We start from the raw sequence: 20,446 nt of genomic DNA, 5'->3' as shown, positions 1-20,446 counted from the left end.
AGCGACAACCAGGCGTCCAAGCGCCAACCATCCAATTGCTGAAGAAAAACCTGTTCTTTACCTCGTGATCACGAGCACCATTAAACTTTACCGCCTGTCGCAATTAAAAACACCTCTGCCCTAATACGGACAGAGGTGCGTTGCACGGTTCCACTCTGATTTTTATCTTTTATTCACTTTTAAATTTCTGCATTTCTTTAAATAATAGTGTTGCCTTCACACCGACCAGGCAATCTCTGTTTTCACGTTATTTAAATACTGATTACAACAAGTGAATTATATAACGATTTTTAGTTGTTTTCAATCTTAAAGACTTTGAATGACGTTTTCAATGCGTGCGAGTGCTGTCTCTTTACCGAGGAGTTCTAATGCGTTTGGTAGTTCTGGTCCTCTTGTTTCGCCTGTTGTCGCTACGCGAATTGGCATGAATAAGTTTTTACCTTTGATGCCTGTTTCTTTTTGCACTGATTTGATCGCTTTTTTAATGTTGTCTGCTGTGAAGTCTTCTAAGTTCGCGAATGTTTCTTTTAACGCGTCCATTAAATCTGGTACTTGTTCTCCAGCTAATACTTCTTTTGCCGCTTCATCATACGAAACGTCTTCTTTAAAGAATTGCTCAGATAACTCGACGATTTCAGCTGCGTAACTCATTTGTGGTTGGTATAACTGAACGAGTGATTTTGCCCATTCTAATTCTTCTTCTGAAGCGTCTTCTTTTACGCGACCTGCTTCAACTAAGAATGGTAATGCAAGCTCAAATACTTTGTCGATATCTTTTTGTTTCATGTACTGGTTGTTTACCCATTCTAATTTTACTTTGTCAAAGAATGCTGGTGATTTTGATAAACGTTCTTCTGTAAATAATTCAATAAATTCTTCTTTTGTGAATAGTTCTTCTTCTCCACCTGGTGTCCAACCGAGTAAAGCGATGAAGTTAAATAATGCTTCTGGTAAATAACCAAGTGCTTCATAGTCTTCGATGAACTGTAAAATACCACTATCGCGTTTTGATAATTTCTTACGTTCTTCGTTTACGATTAACGTCATATGACCAAATTGTGGTGGCTCTAATTCAAGTGCCTCGTAAACCATTAATTGGCGTGGTGTGTTTGAAATGTGATCGTCTCCACGTAATACGTGTGTGATTGCCATTTCATGGTCGTCAATCGCGACGGCAAAGTTGTATGTTGGTGTACCGTCTTTTTTAACGATGACCCAGTCACCAATACCGTTTGAGTCAAATGATAATTCGCCTTTTACCATGTCGTTGAACGTATATAATTTATCTTTTGGTACGCGAATACGAATCGATGGCTCTCTACCTTCTGCGATAAATGCTTCTTCTTCCTCTTTAGTTAAGTTCGCGTGTTTACCGCTATACATCGGTTGCTTTCCATTTTTAAGTTGTGTTTCGCGTTCTTCTTCTAACTCTTCTGCTGTCATATAGCAACGATATGCTTTGTCTTCAGCGAGTAACTTTTCGATATAAGGTTTATAAATATGGTTACGCTCTGATTGACGGTACGGTCCATATTCTCCACCGACGTCGACTGACTCATCCCAGTCGAGTCCGAGCCATTTTAAATAATTTAACTGTGAAGACTCACCTTCGTCGACGTGACGTGCTTTATCTGTATCTTCAATACGGATGATGAACTCCCCACCGTAGTGACGTGCGAATAGATAGTTAAATAATGCACTTCTTGCGTTACCGATATGTAGGTAACCTGTTGGACTTGGGGCATATCTTACTCTTACTTTACTCATTGTTTGCCTTCTTTCTTTTTTAATAAAATCACCGCTTCACTCGCGATGCCTTCTTTTCGACCTAATGCGCCGAGTTTTTCATGTGTTGTTGCTTTTACGTTTACGTTGTCGATACTCGTCTCGAGTAGTCGCGCGACGTTTTGTCGAATGTCATCGATGTACGGACGAAACTTCGGTGCCTCAGCGATAATCACTGCGTCAACGTTACCGACCTCGTAACCTTTTTCTGTCATTTTTGACACGACTTCACTTAATAATACTTGTGAATCCATATCTTTATATTTTGGATCATTATCCGGGAAAAACTTTCCAATATCACCAAGTGCGAGTGCACCTAAAATCGAGTCTGCGATCGTATGAAGGAGTACATCCGCATCACTATGACCGTCTAATCCTTCTTCATGCTCGATTTCAAGACCACCGATAATTAACGGACGTCCCTTTTTTAACTGATGAACATCATAACCGTGACCGATTCTCATCTTTCTCGACTCCTTAATATCGATTCTCCGAGTACTAAATCTTCTACCGTCGTAATTTTAATGTTATTATACGACGAATCTACCATAAAAACATCATGTCCATACGCCTCGACCATCATTGCGTCATCCGTGACTGATAAGTCATTTTCTCGTGCGTATTCATGTGCATCCATTAATAAATTATAACAAAAAGCTTGTGGCGTGTGCACCTCGAACGTCGTCTCTCGGTTAATTGTTGCTTCAACTTTTCCGTCGACGACTGTCTTCATCGTGTTTTTTGCTTTGACACCACAAATGACCGCTTCTTTTTCCACGACCGCTCTCTTTAAGCGTGATAAAGTAACCATGTCTAAAAATGGGCGTGCAGCGTCATGTACAAATACGTAATCCGCATCGACGTGTAAAAGCGCGTTATATATCGAATGTTGGCGTTCTTTACCGCCGAGTACGATGCGTTTTACTTTTTTGACGTCTTTTAACGCTTCATTCAGTTCTTCGATGTCCTCTTTTCCAGTTGCGATAATAATTTCTTTACAGTCTGGATCTTGATTGAATATGTCGACTGTGCGATGAATGATCGATTGGCCGTCAATTTCGTATTTTATCTTATTAAAGCCAAGCCCCATACGTTTTCCGATCCCTGCTGCTGGAATCACTGCTGAATACTGCATTATTTCTCTCCAAGTTTTGTAAATATTATTCTCCCAGAATGGGTTTGAAGTATCGATGTTACTTCAACGAGTACCGTTTCGTTAATATAAGATTCTCCAGAATCTAAAACGACCATCGTGCCGTCTGTTAAGTATCCAACACCTTGGTTGTCTTCTTTACCTGATTTTGTAATTAAAATTTCGAACGTGTCACCTTGATGAATATTTAACTGCACCGCTTCAGTTAATTCGTTCACATTTAATACTGTCACTTTATGGACTTGTGCTACACGATTTAAATTGTAGTCTGTCGTAATAATTGCGGCATTTTCTTCTTTAGCGAGTTCAATGAGCTGCTGGTCCACATCTAACTTATCGTATTTGACCGTTTTTACTTTAACGGCGTCCGATTGTTTTTGAAGTGCGTTTAAAATGTCGAGACCGTGTTGTCCTTTATCTCGCTTTAAATGATCGGTGGAATCTGCAATTAATTGTAGTTCGTCTAGCACGAATTGTGGAATGATAATTTCGCCTTCTAAAAATCCGCTTTTTAAAACGTCTAACACACGTCCATCGATAATTGCACTCGTATCAAGTAGTTTTTTCGTTAAATTTTTAGGTGCTCGGTTAAATAGTTCGAGGATCTCTGTCGTCTTTTTTAAGCCGAGTTGATACCCTAAATAACCGAGGACAACTGCTGAAATGAGTGGAATGACTTCACGGACAACAGGTATGTCTAACATGTTCGTTAATAACGTAATAAAAACAGTAAACAATAATCCAAGTAGCATACCAATTGTTGCAAAGAATATTTCCGTAATGTTTCTAGATAATAGTTTTCGCTCTACTTTCTTTAATCCGCGCACAAAATATGGCATCGTCCAAAATGTTAAAGCTAAAAATAGTACCCCGCCAATCGCACCATAGAAAAATACGTTGTGGATTGCACTTGGTACTGGAAAGTCTGTCGAATGGAAACACCATATTCCGAGTGTGACTCCGGTAAGAAAGTAGACGAGTGTTAATAATCCTCTTAACATTCGTCTTCCTTCCTTTCTATTTGTAAATTTCTTTCATTGCATCTTTTAACGTTCTTGCTCCGACTACCTCAATATCTACAGGAGTAAGTCCAGCTAAGTTTGACGCTGGGATAATCGCTCGGTTAAACCCTAACTTCGCCGCTTCTTGCAAGCGCTGTTCGATTTTAGTAACGCGTCTAATTTCACCTGTTAAACCGACTTCTCCGATGAAACACGTATCGCCTCGTACGCTTATATTTTTAAAGCTCGAAGCGATTGCCATAATCACAGCAAGGTCAACCGCTGGCTCATCGAGTTTAACGCCACCCGCGACTTTTATATATGCGTCGTGTTGCTGCATGAGTAGGCCTTCAGATTTTTCTAATACTGCCATGAGTAGTGATAGTCTATTGTGGTCAATCCCTGTAGCCATGCGTCTTGGGTTATGGAAATGCGTTGGCGTGACGAGAGCTTGTATTTCAACGAGCATCGCGCGTGTCCCTTCCATCGTCGCAACAATCGCAGATCCTGGCGTATTTTTAGAACGTTCTTCTAAGAAAATTTCAGATGGATTTAAGACTTCTTTTAGACCATCGTACTTCATCTCAAAGATACCCATTTCGTTTGTCGATCCAAATCTGTTTTTTACTGCGCGTAAAATTCTAAACGTGTGATGTTGGTCACCTTCAAAGTATAAAACAGTGTCTACCATATGTTCGAGTAAACGCGGCCCGGTGATCTGCCCGTCTTTAGTAACGTGTCCGACGATAAACGTCGCGATGTTTTGACCTTTTGCGATATTCATAATCGACTGTGTACATTCACGTACTTGTGACACACTTCCTGGTGCACTTGTAATATCCGGATGAAATACTGTTTGAATGGAGTCGATAATTAAAAAGTCTGGATTTAATTTATTGATCTCATCGTGGATATAAAATAAATTCGTCTCTGCGTAGACGTTTAAATTCGACGCATCTGTCGTAATTCGGTCTGCACGCATTTTAATTTGTTCCAGAGATTCCTCACCTGAGACGTATAATACGTCGTAATCTTCCGCAAGTGTGAGTGCCGTTTGTAATAAAATCGTCGACTTTCCAATCCCTGGATCTCCTCCAATTAAAATAAGAGAACCATCGACAATCCCACCACCAAGTACTCTGTCAAACTCGCCACTCTTCGTTTTTGTACGCGGCGACTCTTTTTTCGTCACACGTGATAACTGGGTCGCACGTGTTTTTTCATCCGTCACTTTACCGAGTGTGCCGCGTCCTGATGCTTTCGTTTCTTTATGTACAAGCGACTCTTCCATTTGGTTCCATGCCCCACAGTTTGGGCATCGACCGTACCATTTTGGAGATTCGAATCCGCATGCTAAACATTCAAATACTGTTTTTGTTTTTGCCATTTGTAAACGTTAACCTCCTCGGTTTAATTACTCACTATTATATAATTTTCTAAACAATTATGAAAGTACCGTACATGTGACATAAAAAGGTTTAGAGCATTATAACAAGCTCTAAACCCTTGACATCTATTTATGCATTTTCAGTTGTCTTTTCAAGCGATCCTGTGTCGACTTTAAATGCGTCGTCTTTATAATCGACAGACACCGTTTTACCTACTAAGTCTTGTCCACTTAATATCGCTTCACTTAACGTGTCTTCGATATTCTTTTGAATACTTCTATTTAATGGTCGCGCACCAAATTCTTTGTCATACCCGTCATCGACGAGTGCTTTTACTGCGCTGTCTGTTAATTCAACTTGAATGTCACGGTCTTTTAGACGCGCGTTTAAGTCTTTGATCATAAGAGAAACGATTTCTTCTAGATGTTCTTTTTCTAAGCTGTGGAATACGATGATATCGTCAACACGGTTTATGAATTCTGGTCTAAACGTGTTTTTGAGTTCTTTCATCATCGTATTACGAATCGTTTCGTAGTCTTCTGACGCTTCTTGAGAGCCGAATCCTACGAATTTGTTGTCTCGTAACTCAGTCGCTCCGACGTTAGATGTCATGACAATGACTGTATTTCTAAAGTCAACTGTACGACCTGTTGAATCTGTAAGACGTCCGTCATCTAACACTTGAAGTAACATGTTGAATACGTCTGGGTGTGCTTTTTCAATTTCATCGAATAATACGAGTGAGTATGGTTTTCTACGCACGCGCTCTGTTAATTGACCGCCGTCGTCATATCCAACATATCCTGGAGGAGAACCGACGAGTCTAGACACGCTATGTTTTTCCATATATTCAGACATATCGATACGAATCATCGCGTCATCTTCACCGAAAAGTGCTTCAGACAACGCTTTTGCAAGTTCTGTTTTACCGACACCTGTCGGTCCTAAGAAGATGAAACTACCAATTGGGCGTTCAGGATTTTTAAGTCCTGCACGTGCACGACGTACTGCTTTAGAAATTGATTCTACCGCTTCATTTTGACCGATGACTCTGTCGTGTAGAATTTTCTCTAAGTTTAACAGTCGCTCTGACTCTTCTTCTGCGATTTTTTGCAGTGGAATACCCGTCATTTTTGAAATGACAAGTTCAATGTCTTCGCGCGTTACTTTTTGTTTGTCTGACGATTGTGCGTTTTTCCAATCGTTTTCTAACTGTTGAAGCTGCTCTTCAATTTTCGTTTGATCATCGCGATATTTCGCTGCTGCTTCAAATTCTTGAGATTGTACAGCTGCGTTTTTTTCTTGTTTTACTTTTTCTAGCTGATCTTCTAAATCTTTTAAATCTGGTGGTGACATATGTGATTTTAAACGCACTTTTGAAGATGCTTCATCGATTAAGTCAATTGCTTTATCTGGTAAGAATCGATCTTGAACGTAGCGGTTTGACATGACCGCCGCTGCTTCGAGTGCTTCATCAGTAATTGTCACGCTATGATGCGCTTCGTAACGGTCACGCAGTCCTTTTAGAATTAAAACCGTGTCCTCAACTGACGGTTCATCGACCATTACAGGTTGGAAACGACGTTCGAGTGCTGCGTCTTTTTCGATATATTTACGATACTCTTCTAACGTTGTCGCACCGATAACTTGAACTTCGCCTCTAGATAGAGACGGTTTTAAAATGTTAGATGCATCTACTGAACCTTCCGCACCACCTGCTCCGATTAACGTATGCATTTCATCGATAAATAAAATTACATTTCCTGATTTTTTAATTTCATCGACGACTTTTTTCATACGTTCTTCGAATTCACCGCGGTACTTAGTACCTGCAACGACTGTACCCATATCGAGCATCATGACGCGTTTATCTTTTAACGTTGACGGCACTTCATTTTTAACAATTTTTTGCGCAAGCCCTTCCGCGACAGCCGTTTTACCGACCCCAGGCTCACCGATTAATACCGGATTATTTTTAGTACGACGTGATAACACTTCGATGACTCGTGTAATTTCATCTGATCGACCGATGACTGGATCTAAACGACCGTCTTCTGCTTTTTTAGTTAAGTTTGTCGCAAGCCCGTCAAGTGTTGGGGTATCTGTTTCAGGTTTTGCTTCTTGTGACTTATACGTCTCTGGGTTACCGAGCATTCTTATGACCATCGCTCGTGCACGCGTGATGTTTAAACCGAGAGAAGATAAAACGCGTGCTGCGATACCTTCACTTTCACGAATTAACCCGAGTAATAAATGCTCTGTTCCAACGAAATTATGGTGAAGTTTACGTGCTTCATCCATCGATAATTCGATGACGCGCTTTGCGCGCGGTGTATATTGAAGGTTGACTGGTGTTTCTGTACCTTCAGTTACAAATTTACTAATTTCTTTTTCTATTAATGGTTCTGTAATATCAAAAGCTTGTAAAACTTTTGCTGCGATACCTTCTTGTTCTCGCACGAGACCAAGTAATAAGTGTTCTGTTCCTATATTTGAATGTTTTAAGCGGATCGCTTCTTCTTGTGCATACGCTAATACGCGCTGTGCACGTTCAGTTAATTTACCAAATAACATAGATTAAATACCTCCTAAGCGCCGTTTTAAAATTGTGGCACGCGCTTTATTTTCTGCTGCATCGATATATGCGGGTTCTACCGACTCTATACTTTGACGAACAAATGCACGTTGTATTTGATTTAATATCGTTTGAAATTCAAAATTTTCGATTTCTAAAATTCCCATGTCGACGCCATATTTTAAATGACTTAAATGCATTGCTGCTTCTTCTAATGACATTTGCTCTGCATACTTTAATAATCCATATGACCGAAATACAGTATCTCTCACTGTCAACGCACGATTTTGATAGAACCAATCTCTCATTCTAGTTTCTTCAAATATAATTTGTTCTTTAATTTCCTCGAGGTGATGGATGATCTCTAACTCACTTAAACCAAGTGTCACTTGGTTCGAAAGTTGATAAACATCTCCAACTGGATTTGTCCCTTCTCCGTATATACCACGAAGGGTATATCCCATACGTGTGAGGACGTCACGTAGACGTTTAATTCGTTTATTTCTCGTTAAGGCTGGTAAGTGAAGCATCACAGATGCACGCAGTCCCGTTCCAACGTTCGTCGGACACGCCGTCTTATATCCGTACTGACGATCGAATTGATACGTTAAATCTTTTTCTAGCGCATCGTCAATGTCAGACGCCGTCTCATATAACTCTTCAAGCGAGCGACCGACATTTACAACTTGAATACGAATATGATCCTCTTCTCCGATCATAATCGACGTCGTTTCATCTTCACTGACGATCAGTGTTACACCACGATTTTTAAACAGTTTACTGATTAAAAACTTTTCGTTCATTAGTTCTTTTTCGGTATCTGTTAACTCATTCATGTGTATGACGTTAAACTCCGGATAGTCTGTTGTAATCGTCTCTATAATCGGTGCGTACTCCTCTTTATCTTTAATGAGATGTGGATAATTTAAGCCTTCGACATTACGTGCAAGGCGAATGCGAGACGACATTTCAATCGGTGGATGTGTGCTGTTATTCAGCCAGGGGCTCGTCTTCACCATTACCGCCCTCCTTTAACGCTTTGATTTCATCTCTCACGACTGCAGCTTCTTCAAACGCTTGCGTTTCAATCAGTGCGTTTAACTTTTCTTCGAGTCTTTCGATTTTCTCTTCTTGTTTTAAATATAATTCGTACGATTTCGGCACTTTACCGACGTGGCGATCTTTTAAATGTTGTACACGGTTAATCATCTGGTGAATATCACTTCCAAATGTTTCATAACAGTGTTCACAACCGAATCGCCCCATGTCGACGATTGTTTTTAATGTAGACCCACAGTGATGGCACGTTCTCATTTCGGATTGTGCGTGTAACATAAAACTATTTAAGTGATTGTTGTCTTGGTCTTCAACGCTTTGATGAAATAATTCATGTGCGCACTCTTGGCATAAAAATAGTTCGTTTTTATGTTCGTTTTGACTGAGCGCTACGTGAATCATCGCTTCACGTTTATGACATCTTTCACACTGCATGCAATCACTCCTCGTATAATATTGCTTCAATAATGTTGCGCATAATGTGTGCGCGTAATATATCTCGTTCAGGTAAATCTATTAATAACGTCTCTCTTAAAATAACGCGATCCATAATACGCGCTTCATTATATGTAATCACTTCTCGGTCATACATAGATTGTATTAAATGTTGCGCATTGATTTGAGAGAGTCTATCTCCAATTAACCCAAGTATATGTTCTAAATAGTCTGCTTTAGCGTGAGTTTCAATTTTAGTAATTCTAATGTACCCACCGCCACCACGTTTACTTTCAACGATATAACCAAGTTCGTTTGTAAAACGTGTTTTAATAACATAGTTTAGCTGCGACGGAACACAATCGAATTTCTCAGCAATTTGTGCACGTTTAATTTCAACGCGCTCGTTATGAGACTCCTCGATTTTTTGTTTCAAATAAGCCTCGATAATATCCGACATATTTCGCATAGAATCACCTCTTTTGACCTTCTTTGACTATAGTATAACCTATTTGACCTATTTTAATCAATTTGGATGCTTGTTATGTGTGCATAAGCTCATCTTTTAAATTTCTTAACATTCTTTACATACAATATATAGAGCAGTTATAATAATGGAATAAGTCTAAAATTTTATCGAGGTGTGTTTATGAATATTGTATGGGGTATTATCGGTATCGCAGTCACATTCTTCTTAGCATGGATTGCAAGTTCGGATAAAAAACTCGCATTTAGAAAGTGGAAACAGATACTGTTACTGCTCGGTCTACAGCTCGCATTCGCCTTTTTAATTCTATCTACAGGTGGCGGACGTAAAGTTGTTGATGGTCTTGCGTATGGTTTCGGTAAATTACTTGAATATGCAGGTGTCGGTACGAGCTTCGTCTTCGGACCGTTACTCGTTGACGCAAATGGTGATGGACAATTCGTGTTCTTCTTTAACGTATTAATTCCAATCATCGTAGTTTCTGCATTAATCGGTATTTTACAATACTTTAAAATTTTACCAGCAATCATCCACGGATTAGGATGGGTTTTATCAAAAATTACTGGTATGCCATTTATTGAATCTTATAACGGTGCAGCTTCGATGTTCCTTGGACAGTCAGAAGTATTCGTTTCACTAAAAAACCAAGTACCTTTACTTGGTGAACAACGTCTATATACGCTCGCAGCACAAGCGATGAGTTCTATTTCTCTATCAATGGTTGCAGCATACATGACGTTATTACAACCAGAGTACGTCATCACGGCAATTGTGCTGAACTTATTCAGCGTTTACATCATCATACATATCATTAACCCGTATGATGTACCTGAGGAAGAGAACTATACTGCATCAGAGTCTAACCCTGACCAAGGCAAGTCATTCTTCCAAATTTTAAGTGACTACATTTTACAAGGTGCTTTAATCGCAGTTATCGTAGGAGCGATGCTGATCGCATTTAACGCACTTATCGCAATCTTAAACAACTTATTCTTAGCGATTCCTGGATCGGTATTTACGTTCCAAGATATACTTGGTTACATCTTAATGCCGCTTGCCGTATTAATCGGTGTGCCAGTTGCTGAGGCGCATGAAGTTGGTATTTTAATGGCAACAAAACTCGTTACAAACGAATTCGTTGCGATGGAAAACTTACAAGCAATTAAAGATACATTTGGGCCTCGTACTCAAGCAATGGTTTCAGTATTCTTAGTTTCGTTCGCGAACTTCGGTTCGATCGGAATTATCGTTGGTACTGTTAAAGGTATCCACGCAAAATCTGGTGACCTTATTGCGAAATTCGGTTTAAAACTTGTATACGGTGCATCACTCGTATCTGTATTAAGTGCAGTTATCGTTGGATTCTTTGTAAGATAAATCGATAAGGTATGTCTTTAGACATACCTTTTTCTTATATAAAAATTTAATCGAGGTGAAAAAATGATTTCAGTAACAGAAAACCCAGTGGGAAAAACGTATGAAGCATTGCTCGACTTTTTATTTGAAACGTGTGATACGTTTCAACTCGTCGTGCGTTCAGATATTTTAAAATACGAACATGCATTTCAAGATTTAAATGAATGGTTTGGCGACTCATTTATTGAAGTACTAGAACAACATGAATGGCCATCGACGAACCTTTTCGATGACACCGCAAAAGTGTATTACTTTAAGACAACATCTGAAGCAAAAGATAAACTACTCGAACGTTCAAATAGTTTATACGACTGGAGTTTACCGGACTCCCCAGAAGACTTATGCTTCTTTAAAGACGATGAGGCATATTTAAGTGTTTCTTCTGAACTAGAAGAAATATACTTATACCCAACGTCTGATGAAGAAGTCGCTAAAATTAAAAACATCAATGGATTAAAAACGGTCGAGATTTCATTTTAAATTAAATAAGTCCTCTTCTTTAAGAAGAGGACTTTTTGATTACCAGCTTGATTTTTTAACGCCAGGGATTTGGCCTTTATGTGCAAGTTCACGGAATTTAATACGTGATACTCCAAATTGTCTAAGTACACCGTGCGGACGCCCTGTCACTTCACAACGATTTACGAGTCGTGTTGGCGATGCGTCTCTCGGTAATTTTTTAAGACCTTCGTAGTCTTTATTTTTCTTCATTTCTTCTCGAATTGCGCGATACTTTTCTACAGTTGCTTCGCGCTGTTGTTTCTAGCTATTTTAGATTTTTTAGCCATACAATCCTCCTATATCGTAATTATTACGTTTTATAATTATAGCACGTCTTTTAAAAATTTCAAATTTATTTATTTATTTTATTTGAAAATGATATAATAATACATACTAATTTTAAGGGGAAATCTCAATGTCTATTAGAACAACATTTGCTTTATTAACAGGTCGCGTAACGAAGCGATTCCTGACAACATTTACTGGTGGTGGGTCTAGTCTCCCAGGTAAAATAGCACTTAAAATCTCTCCAAATATACTTGAAGACGTCTCTAAACATTATGACGTCATCATCATCACTGGGACTAATGGAAAGACATTGACGACACGCTTAATCACAAATATTTTTAAGAAAAAATATAATACGATCGTGTCTAACATACAAGGTAGTAATATGATTCAAGGGATAACTGGTGCTTTTATCGACAATAAAAATCGTACAGATGAAAAGAAATTTGCTATTTTAGAAGTCGATGAAGGAACCCTAAATAAAGTCGTCGAAGACTTAAATCCAAAGTACATTATCCATACAAATCTATTTTTAGACCAAGCAGATCGCTATGGTGACGTTACGAAAACATATGAGTTACTCGTAAATGCTGCTAAAAAAGTGCCGGATGCGATACTATTACAAAACGGAGATTTACCGTTATTTAATACGGTAGAGTTACCGAACAAACGAAAATTTTTCGGTGTAGACACACCTGTTCATCCACCAAAATCTCAGCATTATTGCCCGAAATGTGGTGGCACACTATCTTACAAAACATATACGTACTCTGGACAAGGAAACTATTACTGTAAATCAGGTAATTTTAAGCGACCAGTACTCGACTACAAAGTCACAGATATTATCAAACTGTCAGAAGAGTCGTCTACTTTTCGTATGGACGATGCGACGTTTAAAATCCCTGTCGCTGGTTTATACAACGTCTATAACGCACTTGCTGCCTATAGTGTCGCTAAAGAGTATGATATTAATAACGATGATATTAAAGCCGCACTACTTGAGACAGAACGTGTATTTGGCCGACAAGAACGCATTAATATATACGGTCATACAGCAACTTTAAACGTTGTTAAAAACCCTGTCGGTTTAAACCAAGTTCTAACTCTAATCGAAGCAGTTGAAGAGCCAATGACACTCGTTGCGCTCTTAAACAATCGCCCCGCAGACGGGATAGATGTGAGTTGGTTACGTGATGGTAACTTCGAATCATTACTTAGTCAAAACATTACGACAATTAAAACTGGTGGTATAAGTAAAGAGGTTATGACGGAACGTTTAGTTGAAGCAGGTTTTAACCCTCACATAATTAAAGAATATGACGATCTAGAAAAAATCGTCGAAGATTTAAAGCACGCGAGTACAGATAACATTCAAATTATCGCGAGTTATACTGCAATGCTTGAGTTTAGAAAAGTATTAAAAGACAAAAAAATCATTTAGCACAAAACCGTTCATTACGAACGGTTTTTTTGCATAAAAAAAGACAGTCGTTACCGACTGTCGAAAGATGGGCCTAGGTAGATTCGAACTACCGACCTCACGCTTATCAGGCGTGCGCTCTAACCAACTGAGCTATAGGCCCTAGAAAGTAAAAAGCGGAAGACGGGATTCGAACCCGCGACCCCCACCTTGGCAAGGTGGTGTTCTACCACTGAACTACTTCCGCAGATGATTTACTTTTGAAAACTAAAAAAATGGAGAATGGCGGGCTCGAACCACCGACCCCTTGCTTGTCGAGCAAGTGCTCTCCCAACTGAGCTAATCCTCCATGACACAACACTATACATATTACAATGAATTTTAATAACCGTCAAGTGTTTTTTATAAATAGCTATAAAGAGAACATCCACCGATAGTTATCGGTGGATGTTTTCTAATTACTTACTTTGTCTCATATAAGGGAATAATAGAACGTCGCGAATCGATGATGCGTTCGTTAACAGCATTACGAGACGATCGATTCCTATTCCTAAACCACCTGTTGGTGGAAGTCCATATTCTAATGCTTCGATGAAGTCTTCATCCATTTCATGTGCTTCATCGTTTCCGCTTTTCGCTTCGTCGACTTGCATTTGGAATCTTTCACGTTGATCGATTGGGTCATTTAACTCTGTGAACGCGTTCGCGTGTTCACGTCCGACGATAAATAACTCGAAGCGATCAGTGAATCTTTCATCTTCAGGGTTTTTCTTAGATAACGGTGACACTTCTACTGGGTGACCGTAAACAAATGTTGGTTGATGTAGGTGTTCTTCTACTTTTTGTTCAAAGAATTCGTTTAATACGTGACCAAACGTACTATGGAATTTATCGACTTCAACACCGTGCTCTTTTGCAAGCGCGAGTGCTTCTTCGTCTGACATTTGTTCAAAGAAGTCTACACCTGTATACTCTTTAACAATTTCAGCCATGTGGACTCTGCGCCAACCTGGTGAAAGATCGATTTCTTCTCCTTCGTATTCTACGACTGAAGAACCGAGTACTTCTTTCGCTACGTGTGCGACTAAGTTTTCAGTTAAGTCCATAATATCTTCGTAGTCTGCGTATGCTTCGTATAATTCAAGCATCGTAAACTCAGGGTTATGACGCGTTGATACCCCTTCGTTACGGAATACACGACCGATTTCGTACACTTTGTCGAGCCCTCCAACGACGAGACGTTTTAAGTGAAGCTCTAACGCAATACGCATATATAAATCAACGTCTAATGCATTATGGTGCGTAATAAACGGACGTGCCTGCGCACCACCAGCGATCGCATGCATCATCGGTGTTTCAACTTCTAAGAAGCCTTCACCGTCTAAATATTTTCTGATCTCGGTAATGATTTTACTACGTAAAATGAAACGCACTTTAGACTCTTCGTTTGTCAGTAAATCTAAGTAACGTTTTCTATAACGCTCTTCAACGTCTTTCAGTCCGTGGTGTTTGTCTGGTAATGGACGTAATGCTTTAGATAAATGTACATACTCCGTCGCTTTTACAGATAATTCACCTGTGTTTGTCTTAAACATAACACCTTCAACACCGACGATATCACCTAAGTCTGTTTGATTCCAAACGTCGAACGTGTCTTCACCAATTTGGTCTTTACGCACGTAAATTTGAATTTGTCCATCGATATCTTGAATGTGCGCAAATCCTGCTTTACCTTTACCACGTTTTGTCATCACGCGCCCTGCGATACGCACTTTAGACTCTGTTTCTTTTTCTGCTAATTCTTCTTTAGAAAACTCGTCCCAATTTTCGACTAATTCTTTAGACGTAGCATCTACAATAAATTTTTGTCCAAATGGGTCGAGTCCTTTTTCACGAAGTTCGTTCATTTTATTTAGACGAACTTCAATTTGGTCGTTAATTTCTTCACTCATTGATATGTCTCCTTATACAAGTATTTCTGTTTGTTTATTGTCACGTAATTCCATGTCTCGTTTAAATTGTGTTAAAAGTTGAATGAGATCTCTTCGTGTTTCCACTGTATTAATTTGCCTGCGAACTTGTCCGCCACCTTTAACGTTTCGCAAATACCACGACGCATGTTTCCTCATTTCCATAATAGCAGTTTTCTCACCTTTTAAGTCGATTAAACGATCCATATGTAGTGTGAGTACGTCGATTTTCTCATCTAAACTCGGTTCATCGAGTAATTCACCAGTTTCTAAATAATGAACGGTTCTGTATATAATCCAAGGATTCCCTTGTGCGGCACGGCCAATCATCACAGCATCAACACCTGTTTCGTCGAGCATCTTTTTAGCGAGTTCTGGAGTTGTAACGTCTCCATTACCAATTACTGGTATGTTCACCGCTTCTTTTACTTGTCGAATGACGTCCCAGTTCGCTTTTCCTTCGTACATTTGTACGCGTGTACGTCCGTGAATTGCGATTGCAGCAGCGCCCGCTCGTTCAGCGGCTTTCGCATTTTCAACTGCGTAGATGTGTTCTTCATCCCAACCGATACGCATTTTACAAGTGACAGGCTTTTCAACCGCTTCTACAACAGCACTTACCATTTCGTATATCTTATCTGGATCGAGTAACCACCTCGCACCCGCTTCACAGCGGATGACCTTATTCACTGGGCATCCCATATTAATATCTATAATATCAGCGTTCGTATGTTTGTCGACATATTTTGCCGCTTCAACTAAAGTGTCTTTTTCACCACCGAATATTTGAAGTGACATTGGGTGCTCTGTCTCGTCCACCTCGAGCATTTTTAGCGTGCGTTTATTGTTAGTGATCAGTGCTTTGTCGCTGATCATTTCAGCACATACCATTCCAGCACCAAACTCTTTGACTGTCTTTCTAAACGCGACGTTGGAAATCCCTGCCATTGGCGCAAGTACAACGCGGTTTGGGATTTCTACATTCCCAATTTTAAACATCCGTATCACCGTTTAGTTCTTCTAACAGCTCTTTGACAGTTTTATTAAATGTCGGATGTACTGCATTCGGTGCGATTTCGTTGAACGGTTCTAACACGAACTTGCGTAGATGCATTTCTTCGTGTGGGACGATTAAATTATCGATGTCGATTTCTAAATCTTCATACATGAGTACATCGATATCAATCACTCGAGGTCCCCATACTTCTTCACGTACGCGACCGAGTTGACTCTCTACATATAAACAAAACTCTAGTAACTCGATCGGTTCAAGGTCTGTTTCAACTTCAACAACCATATTTAAAAAGTCTGGTTGATCTGTTTTACCGTATGGTGCAGTTTCATAAATAGATGATTGTTTCGTTACTTCACAGTCGTTTCCTCTATCTAGTAATTGAATCGCTCGATTTAAGTTTTCAAGGCGCTCTCCAATGTTTGCGCCTAGTCCGAGATACGCTTTAGCTTTCATTATTTAACCTCTCTATTTAACGTCACACTCACATCTTTGTAGTTGCCATCGATTGGTGGACTCGGTTTTGTGATTGTAACCTCGATTTTCTTCACAACTGGATAGTCATTTGTTAGTTTCTCTATTATTTTATGTCCTAGATGCTCGAGTAAGTTCACTGGTGGGCCCTGAATGATTGCTTCAACAGTTTCGTACACTTCTGCGTAGTTAATCGTGTCGTTCACGTCATCAGAAACTCCAGCTTCTGTTAAGTCTGTATATAGCGACACATCGACGATAAAGTACTGCCCGATATCTCTTTCAGCTTGTAACACTCCGTGATAAGCATAAAGTCGAATGCCATTTACTCTTATAATATCCATTTAATTCCCTCTTAACTTCATATAAACGTCACTAATATCGCGGTTCATTTTTACATTGTGAACGCGTACCGCGTCTACACCGTGATTTATACCGATAACAGTTGTTGCTGCAGTACCCGCATCCCGATCTTTTGGTCCTCTATCGTCTTCGATAAGTTCTTTAATCATTCGTTTACGACTCGTTGCGAGTAGAACTTTATAGCCTAAATCGACGAGTTTGTGTAAGTTTTTCATCACTTTAATATCTTCGTCTCGTGATTTTGCAAATCCAACACCTGGATCTAACCAGATGTTTTCATCTTTGATGTTATACTTCTTACAAAGTTCGACACTTTCTTTTAGCTCGGCAACCATAGCTTCGACGACGTCGTCGTATTTAGCATGCTCGTTATTGTGCATTAAAATAATCGGCACGTTATATTCGCTGACGACTTCTAAGATCTTTTCATCGTACGTTCCACGCCACTGGTCGTTAATAATTGTAGCTCCTGCTTCAATACTCGCTTTTGCGACTTCACTACGAAACGTGTCGACTGAAATATCGACACCTAAATTTAATTTGTGAATCGCTTCAACGACTGGGACGACGCGACGTATTTCTTCTTCTATAGAAATCGGCGTATATCCACCAGGACGTGTTGAATAGCCACCGACGTCGATAATATCAGCACCATCTTTTACCATTTGTTTTGCATGCTCGACCGCATTGTCAAGCTGATGAAATTCTCCACCATCACTAAAAGAATCTGGTGTCACATTTAATATGCCCATAATTTGTAGTCGCTTCACTGTTATCATCCTCGATACATAGAATACAAGTATTATACCATTTTTCCATCGTCTTTTTAACTTATAAATTTCCGAGCTGTTTCCTATAATATAAGTAAGGGTATTCATATATTAACTATTAAATTGGAGGCGTTAAACATGTATGGGATTGCTGCAGATGAACCATTTAAGTTAAGTGAAGGTAATAAGTTTTATAGAAAAGAGTTTGAAAAGCCAATGCTAAATGATAAAGAAGTGTTCATAAAAGTAAAATCGATTGGCATGAACCCTGTCGACACAAAAACACGTCAAACTGAAATTAAACAACCGCCAAGAATACTCGGATACGACGCAGTCGGTATCGTAGAAGACACTGGGAGTGACGTCACAGCCTATAAAGTAGGAGACGTCGTCTTTTACTCTGGTCGCGCAGATGTCGACGGCTCGAACGCGACACACCAAGTGATGCATGAAGCATATATCGCGCATGCCCCTAAAAATGTGTCATTTAATGACGTAGTAGGATTCCCTTTAACGAGTATTACCGCATCAGAAACTCTCTTTGAAGTGTTTAACATTAGTAAGAACAAAGAAGACAATAAAGGTAAATCCATCCTTATCATTAACGGTGCAGGCGGTGTTGGCAGTATGGCGACACAAATTGCGAAACATTACGGCCTCACTGTCATGACGACTGCTTCAAAAGATGAAACAAACGAGTGGTCCAAATCACTCGGAGCAGACGTTGTATTAAACCATAAAAATGATTTACGCGATGAATTTAAAGCGCATCATATCGAAAACGTCGATTACGTATTTTGTACATTCGACACGGATTTATATTACGAAGTGATGATCGACCTCGTAAAGCCACGCGGTCACATCGCAACAATTGTCGCATTTACAGAAAAACAAGATTTAAATCTATTAAAAGCAAAGAGCATTACATTTACACATGAATTTATGTTCACAAGAGCACTACAAGATTTAGACGATCAATATCAGTACCACAGATATTTACGTGAAATCAGTCATCTGATTAGTGAAGGTATTTATAAACCGACTGTCACAGAAGTCATGACAGGACTGACTGCCGACAATATCTATAAAGCACACGAAAAATTAGAAAACCACGAAGTGCACGGAAAACTCGTGATCGAGGTTGAGGAGTAATGTCTGAGTGTATTTAAAAATCCCAGCAATCTGATATTGCTGGGATTTCTCTTCATTATTCAAAATCAAATAGTGGTGTTGAAAGATATCTTTCACCGTTTGATGGTAAAACAGTTACAACTGTTTTACCTTTCCCTAATTTTTTCGCTTCTTCAAGTGCTGCATATACTGCTGCACCAGATGAAATACCTCCGAGTATTCCTTCTTCTTTTGCTAATTTTCTAGCATATTCGAATGCTGTTTCATTCTCTACTGTAACGACACCGTCGTAAACTTCTGTGTCTAATGTGTCTGGTATAAATCCTGCACCGAGTCCTTGTAATTTGTGTGGACTTGCTTCTCCACCTGATAATACCGGTGAATCTGCAGGTTCTAACGCGTAAACTTTTGTGTCTGGATTATGCTCTTTTAATACGTGTCCAACACCAGTTACTGTTCCACCTGTTCCAACACCCGCAATAAATGCATCGATCGTAAACCCTGCACTTTTCGCTTGTTCTACAAGTTCTGGACCTGTTGTGTTTTCATGGATTTTAGGGTTTGCTGGGTTTTCGAATTGTTGTGGCATGAAGTAACCATCTTTTTCTGCAAGTTCATTCGCTTTAGCAATTGCGCCTTTCATCCCTTCGGCACCTGGAGTAAGCACTAATTCTGCTCCGTATGCTTTTAGTAAATTACGACGTTCTTTACTCATCGTGTCAGGCATAACTAAAACTGCTTTGTACCCTTTACTCGCAGCAACCATCGCAAGACCAATTCCAGTGTTCCCACTTGTTGGCTCTACAATTGTTGTGTCTTTTGTTAATTTTCCTGCTTCTTCAGCGGCTTCAATCATCGCAAAAGCGATACGATCCTTAACTGATGAACCTGGGTTCATGAATTCTAGTTTTACGTAAACATCCGCCATATTATCATCTGTTAATCTGTTTAATTTTACGAGTGGCGTATTACCAATCGCTTCAGTAATATTATTAAATACTTTGTTAGACATAAAATGTCCTCCCATTTTTATTTCATAGTAACTAACTATGAATATAACACGGTAAAGCTAGAATTACAAATGTGATGCTTATTTGTTTGTGGTATTGGCTGGAAATTACTGGTGAATCGGATTTTTCATCTTATAAAGTTTAATAATACACTTTTACGTGGTTATATTTAACAAAAATATCTGGATATTGTTAGTTATCCGGATTTATT

The 20,446-nt window shown here is 39.3% G+C and carries 19 protein-coding genes, 3 tRNA genes and 1 pseudogene; 4 read left to right on the top strand and 19 right to left on the bottom strand.

Translation table 11 applies throughout. The features are described 5' to 3' along the window. Nucleotides 1-306 precede the first annotated feature (306 nt). The 9 genes from gltX to TJ68_RS00740 form a co-directional block, all read right to left on the bottom strand. Nucleotides 307-1,767, bottom strand: a complete 1,461-nt coding sequence (gene gltX, locus TJ68_RS00780; RefSeq protein ID WP_040928215.1) for a glutamate--tRNA ligase — start codon at nucleotides 1,765-1,767, stop codon at nucleotides 307-309. Continuing rightward, nucleotides 1,764-2,249: a 2-C-methyl-D-erythritol 2,4-cyclodiphosphate synthase gene (gene ispF / locus TJ68_RS00775; RefSeq protein ID WP_040928214.1), complete on the bottom strand. Its 486-nt coding sequence runs from the start codon at nucleotides 2,247-2,249 to the stop codon at nucleotides 1,764-1,766. Before ispF ends, gltX begins: the two co-directional genes overlap by 4 nt. After that, entirely contained in the window at nucleotides 2,246-2,920 is a 675-nt protein-coding gene (gene ispD / locus TJ68_RS00770) for a 2-C-methyl-D-erythritol 4-phosphate cytidylyltransferase (RefSeq protein ID WP_040928213.1), read from the bottom strand. Before ispD ends, ispF begins: the two co-directional genes overlap by 4 nt. Next, nucleotides 2,920-3,939 (bottom strand): PIN/TRAM domain-containing protein, encoded by a 1,020-nt coding sequence (locus TJ68_RS00765; protein ID WP_040928212.1) that lies wholly within the window; start codon nucleotides 3,937-3,939, stop codon nucleotides 2,920-2,922. The genes ispD and TJ68_RS00765 overlap by 1 nt, the downstream gene beginning before the upstream one ends. Nucleotides 3,940-3,955: 16 nt before the next feature. Next, nucleotides 3,956-5,326: a DNA repair protein RadA gene (gene radA, locus TJ68_RS00760; protein ID WP_040928211.1), complete on the bottom strand. Its 1,371-nt coding sequence runs from the start codon at nucleotides 5,324-5,326 to the stop codon at nucleotides 3,956-3,958. 130 nt (nucleotides 5,327-5,456) lie between these two features. Then, nucleotides 5,457-7,901 carry an ATP-dependent Clp protease ATP-binding subunit gene (locus TJ68_RS00755; protein WP_040928210.1) on the bottom strand — a complete coding sequence of 815 codons (2,445 nt, stop codon included), beginning with the start codon at nucleotides 7,899-7,901 and terminating at the stop codon, nucleotides 5,457-5,459. A 3-nt stretch (nucleotides 7,902-7,904) separates the two neighbouring features. Further along, a complete protein-coding gene (locus tag TJ68_RS00750; protein ID WP_040928209.1) occupies nucleotides 7,905-8,921 on the bottom strand; it encodes a hypothetical protein in 1,017 nt (338 codons plus the stop codon). Next, the gene (locus TJ68_RS00745) at nucleotides 8,893-9,393 is read right to left on the bottom strand and encodes a UvrB/UvrC motif-containing protein (RefSeq protein ID WP_040928208.1); all 501 of its coding nucleotides are present in this window, start codon (nucleotides 9,391-9,393) and stop codon (nucleotides 8,893-8,895) included. Before TJ68_RS00745 ends, TJ68_RS00750 begins: the two co-directional genes overlap by 29 nt. Nucleotides 9,394-9,397: 4 nt before the next feature. Continuing rightward, a complete protein-coding gene (locus tag TJ68_RS00740) occupies nucleotides 9,398-9,862 on the bottom strand; it encodes a CtsR family transcriptional regulator (RefSeq protein WP_040928207.1) in 465 nt (154 codons plus the stop codon). A gap of 180 nt (nucleotides 9,863-10,042) precedes the next feature. Here TJ68_RS00740 and TJ68_RS00735 point away from each other — a divergent pair, with 180 nt between their 5' ends. Next, entirely contained in the window at nucleotides 10,043-11,257 is a 1,215-nt protein-coding gene (locus TJ68_RS00735) for a NupC/NupG family nucleoside CNT transporter (RefSeq protein WP_040928206.1), read from the top strand. A gap of 63 nt (nucleotides 11,258-11,320) precedes the next feature. Then, nucleotides 11,321-11,776, top strand: coding sequence for a hypothetical protein (locus tag TJ68_RS00730; protein ID WP_052327229.1), 456 nt, complete (start codon nucleotides 11,321-11,323; stop codon nucleotides 11,774-11,776). 39 nt (nucleotides 11,777-11,815) lie between these two features. Here the strand turns inward: TJ68_RS00730 and rpsN are convergent. Then, nucleotides 11,816-12,084: pseudogene (rpsN, locus tag TJ68_RS00725) on the bottom strand (30S ribosomal protein S14). Between the two features lie 128 nt (nucleotides 12,085-12,212). On the opposite strand from rpsN, the gene TJ68_RS00720 reads away from it, so the two are divergent. Next, the gene (locus TJ68_RS00720; protein WP_040928205.1) at nucleotides 12,213-13,526 is read left to right on the top strand and encodes a MurT ligase domain-containing protein; all 1,314 of its coding nucleotides are present in this window, start codon (nucleotides 12,213-12,215) and stop codon (nucleotides 13,524-13,526) included. A 68-nt stretch (nucleotides 13,527-13,594) separates the two neighbouring features. On the opposite strand, the gene TJ68_RS00715 is transcribed toward TJ68_RS00720, so the two are convergent. The 8 genes from TJ68_RS00715 to folP all read right to left on the bottom strand — a co-directional run bounded on the left by TJ68_RS00715 (nucleotide 13,595) and on the right by folP (nucleotide 18,094). Beyond that, nucleotides 13,595-13,668: transfer RNA gene (locus tag TJ68_RS00715), tRNA-Ile, on the bottom strand. A 12-nt stretch (nucleotides 13,669-13,680) separates the two neighbouring features. Beyond that, a tRNA-Gly gene (locus TJ68_RS00710) sits at nucleotides 13,681-13,752 on the bottom strand. A gap of 29 nt (nucleotides 13,753-13,781) precedes the next feature. Continuing rightward, nucleotides 13,782-13,854, bottom strand: a tRNA-Val gene (locus tag TJ68_RS00705). Between the two features lie 109 nt (nucleotides 13,855-13,963). Beyond that, the gene (gene lysS, locus TJ68_RS00700) at nucleotides 13,964-15,457 is read right to left on the bottom strand and encodes a lysine--tRNA ligase (protein ID WP_040928204.1); all 1,494 of its coding nucleotides are present in this window, start codon (nucleotides 15,455-15,457) and stop codon (nucleotides 13,964-13,966) included. A 12-nt stretch (nucleotides 15,458-15,469) separates the two neighbouring features. Then, nucleotides 15,470-16,474, bottom strand: coding sequence for a tRNA dihydrouridine synthase DusB (gene dusB / locus TJ68_RS00695; protein WP_040928203.1), 1,005 nt, complete (start codon nucleotides 16,472-16,474; stop codon nucleotides 15,470-15,472). Continuing rightward, nucleotides 16,467-16,943, bottom strand: coding sequence for a 2-amino-4-hydroxy-6-hydroxymethyldihydropteridine diphosphokinase (folK, locus tag TJ68_RS00690; protein WP_040928202.1), 477 nt, complete (start codon nucleotides 16,941-16,943; stop codon nucleotides 16,467-16,469). Before folK ends, dusB begins: the two co-directional genes overlap by 8 nt. Continuing rightward, on the bottom strand, nucleotides 16,943-17,305 hold the full coding sequence (gene folB, locus TJ68_RS00685; protein ID WP_040928201.1) for a dihydroneopterin aldolase: 363 nt from the start codon (nucleotides 17,303-17,305) through the stop codon (nucleotides 16,943-16,945). The genes folK and folB overlap by 1 nt, the downstream gene beginning before the upstream one ends. Further along, on the bottom strand, nucleotides 17,306-18,094 hold the full coding sequence (folP, locus tag TJ68_RS00680) for a dihydropteroate synthase (RefSeq protein ID WP_040928200.1): 789 nt from the start codon (nucleotides 18,092-18,094) through the stop codon (nucleotides 17,306-17,308). A 138-nt stretch (nucleotides 18,095-18,232) separates the two neighbouring features. Here folP and TJ68_RS00675 point away from each other — a divergent pair, with 138 nt between their 5' ends. Continuing rightward, on the top strand, nucleotides 18,233-19,246 hold the full coding sequence (locus TJ68_RS00675; protein WP_040928199.1) for a zinc-binding alcohol dehydrogenase family protein: 1,014 nt from the start codon (nucleotides 18,233-18,235) through the stop codon (nucleotides 19,244-19,246). Between the two features lie 55 nt (nucleotides 19,247-19,301). On the opposite strand, the gene cysK is transcribed toward TJ68_RS00675, so the two are convergent. Beyond that, entirely contained in the window at nucleotides 19,302-20,237 is a 936-nt protein-coding gene (gene cysK, locus TJ68_RS00670) for a cysteine synthase A (RefSeq protein WP_040928198.1), read from the bottom strand. Nucleotides 20,238-20,446: the final 209 nt, after the last annotated feature.

It is taken from the genome of Nosocomiicoccus massiliensis, assembly GCF_000438455.1.
Lineage (GTDB): Bacteria > Bacillota > Bacilli > Staphylococcales > Salinicoccaceae > Nosocomiicoccus > Nosocomiicoccus massiliensis.
The sequence above is the reverse complement of the archived record's forward strand: the minus strand, read 5'-3'. Positions and strand labels throughout refer to the sequence as shown.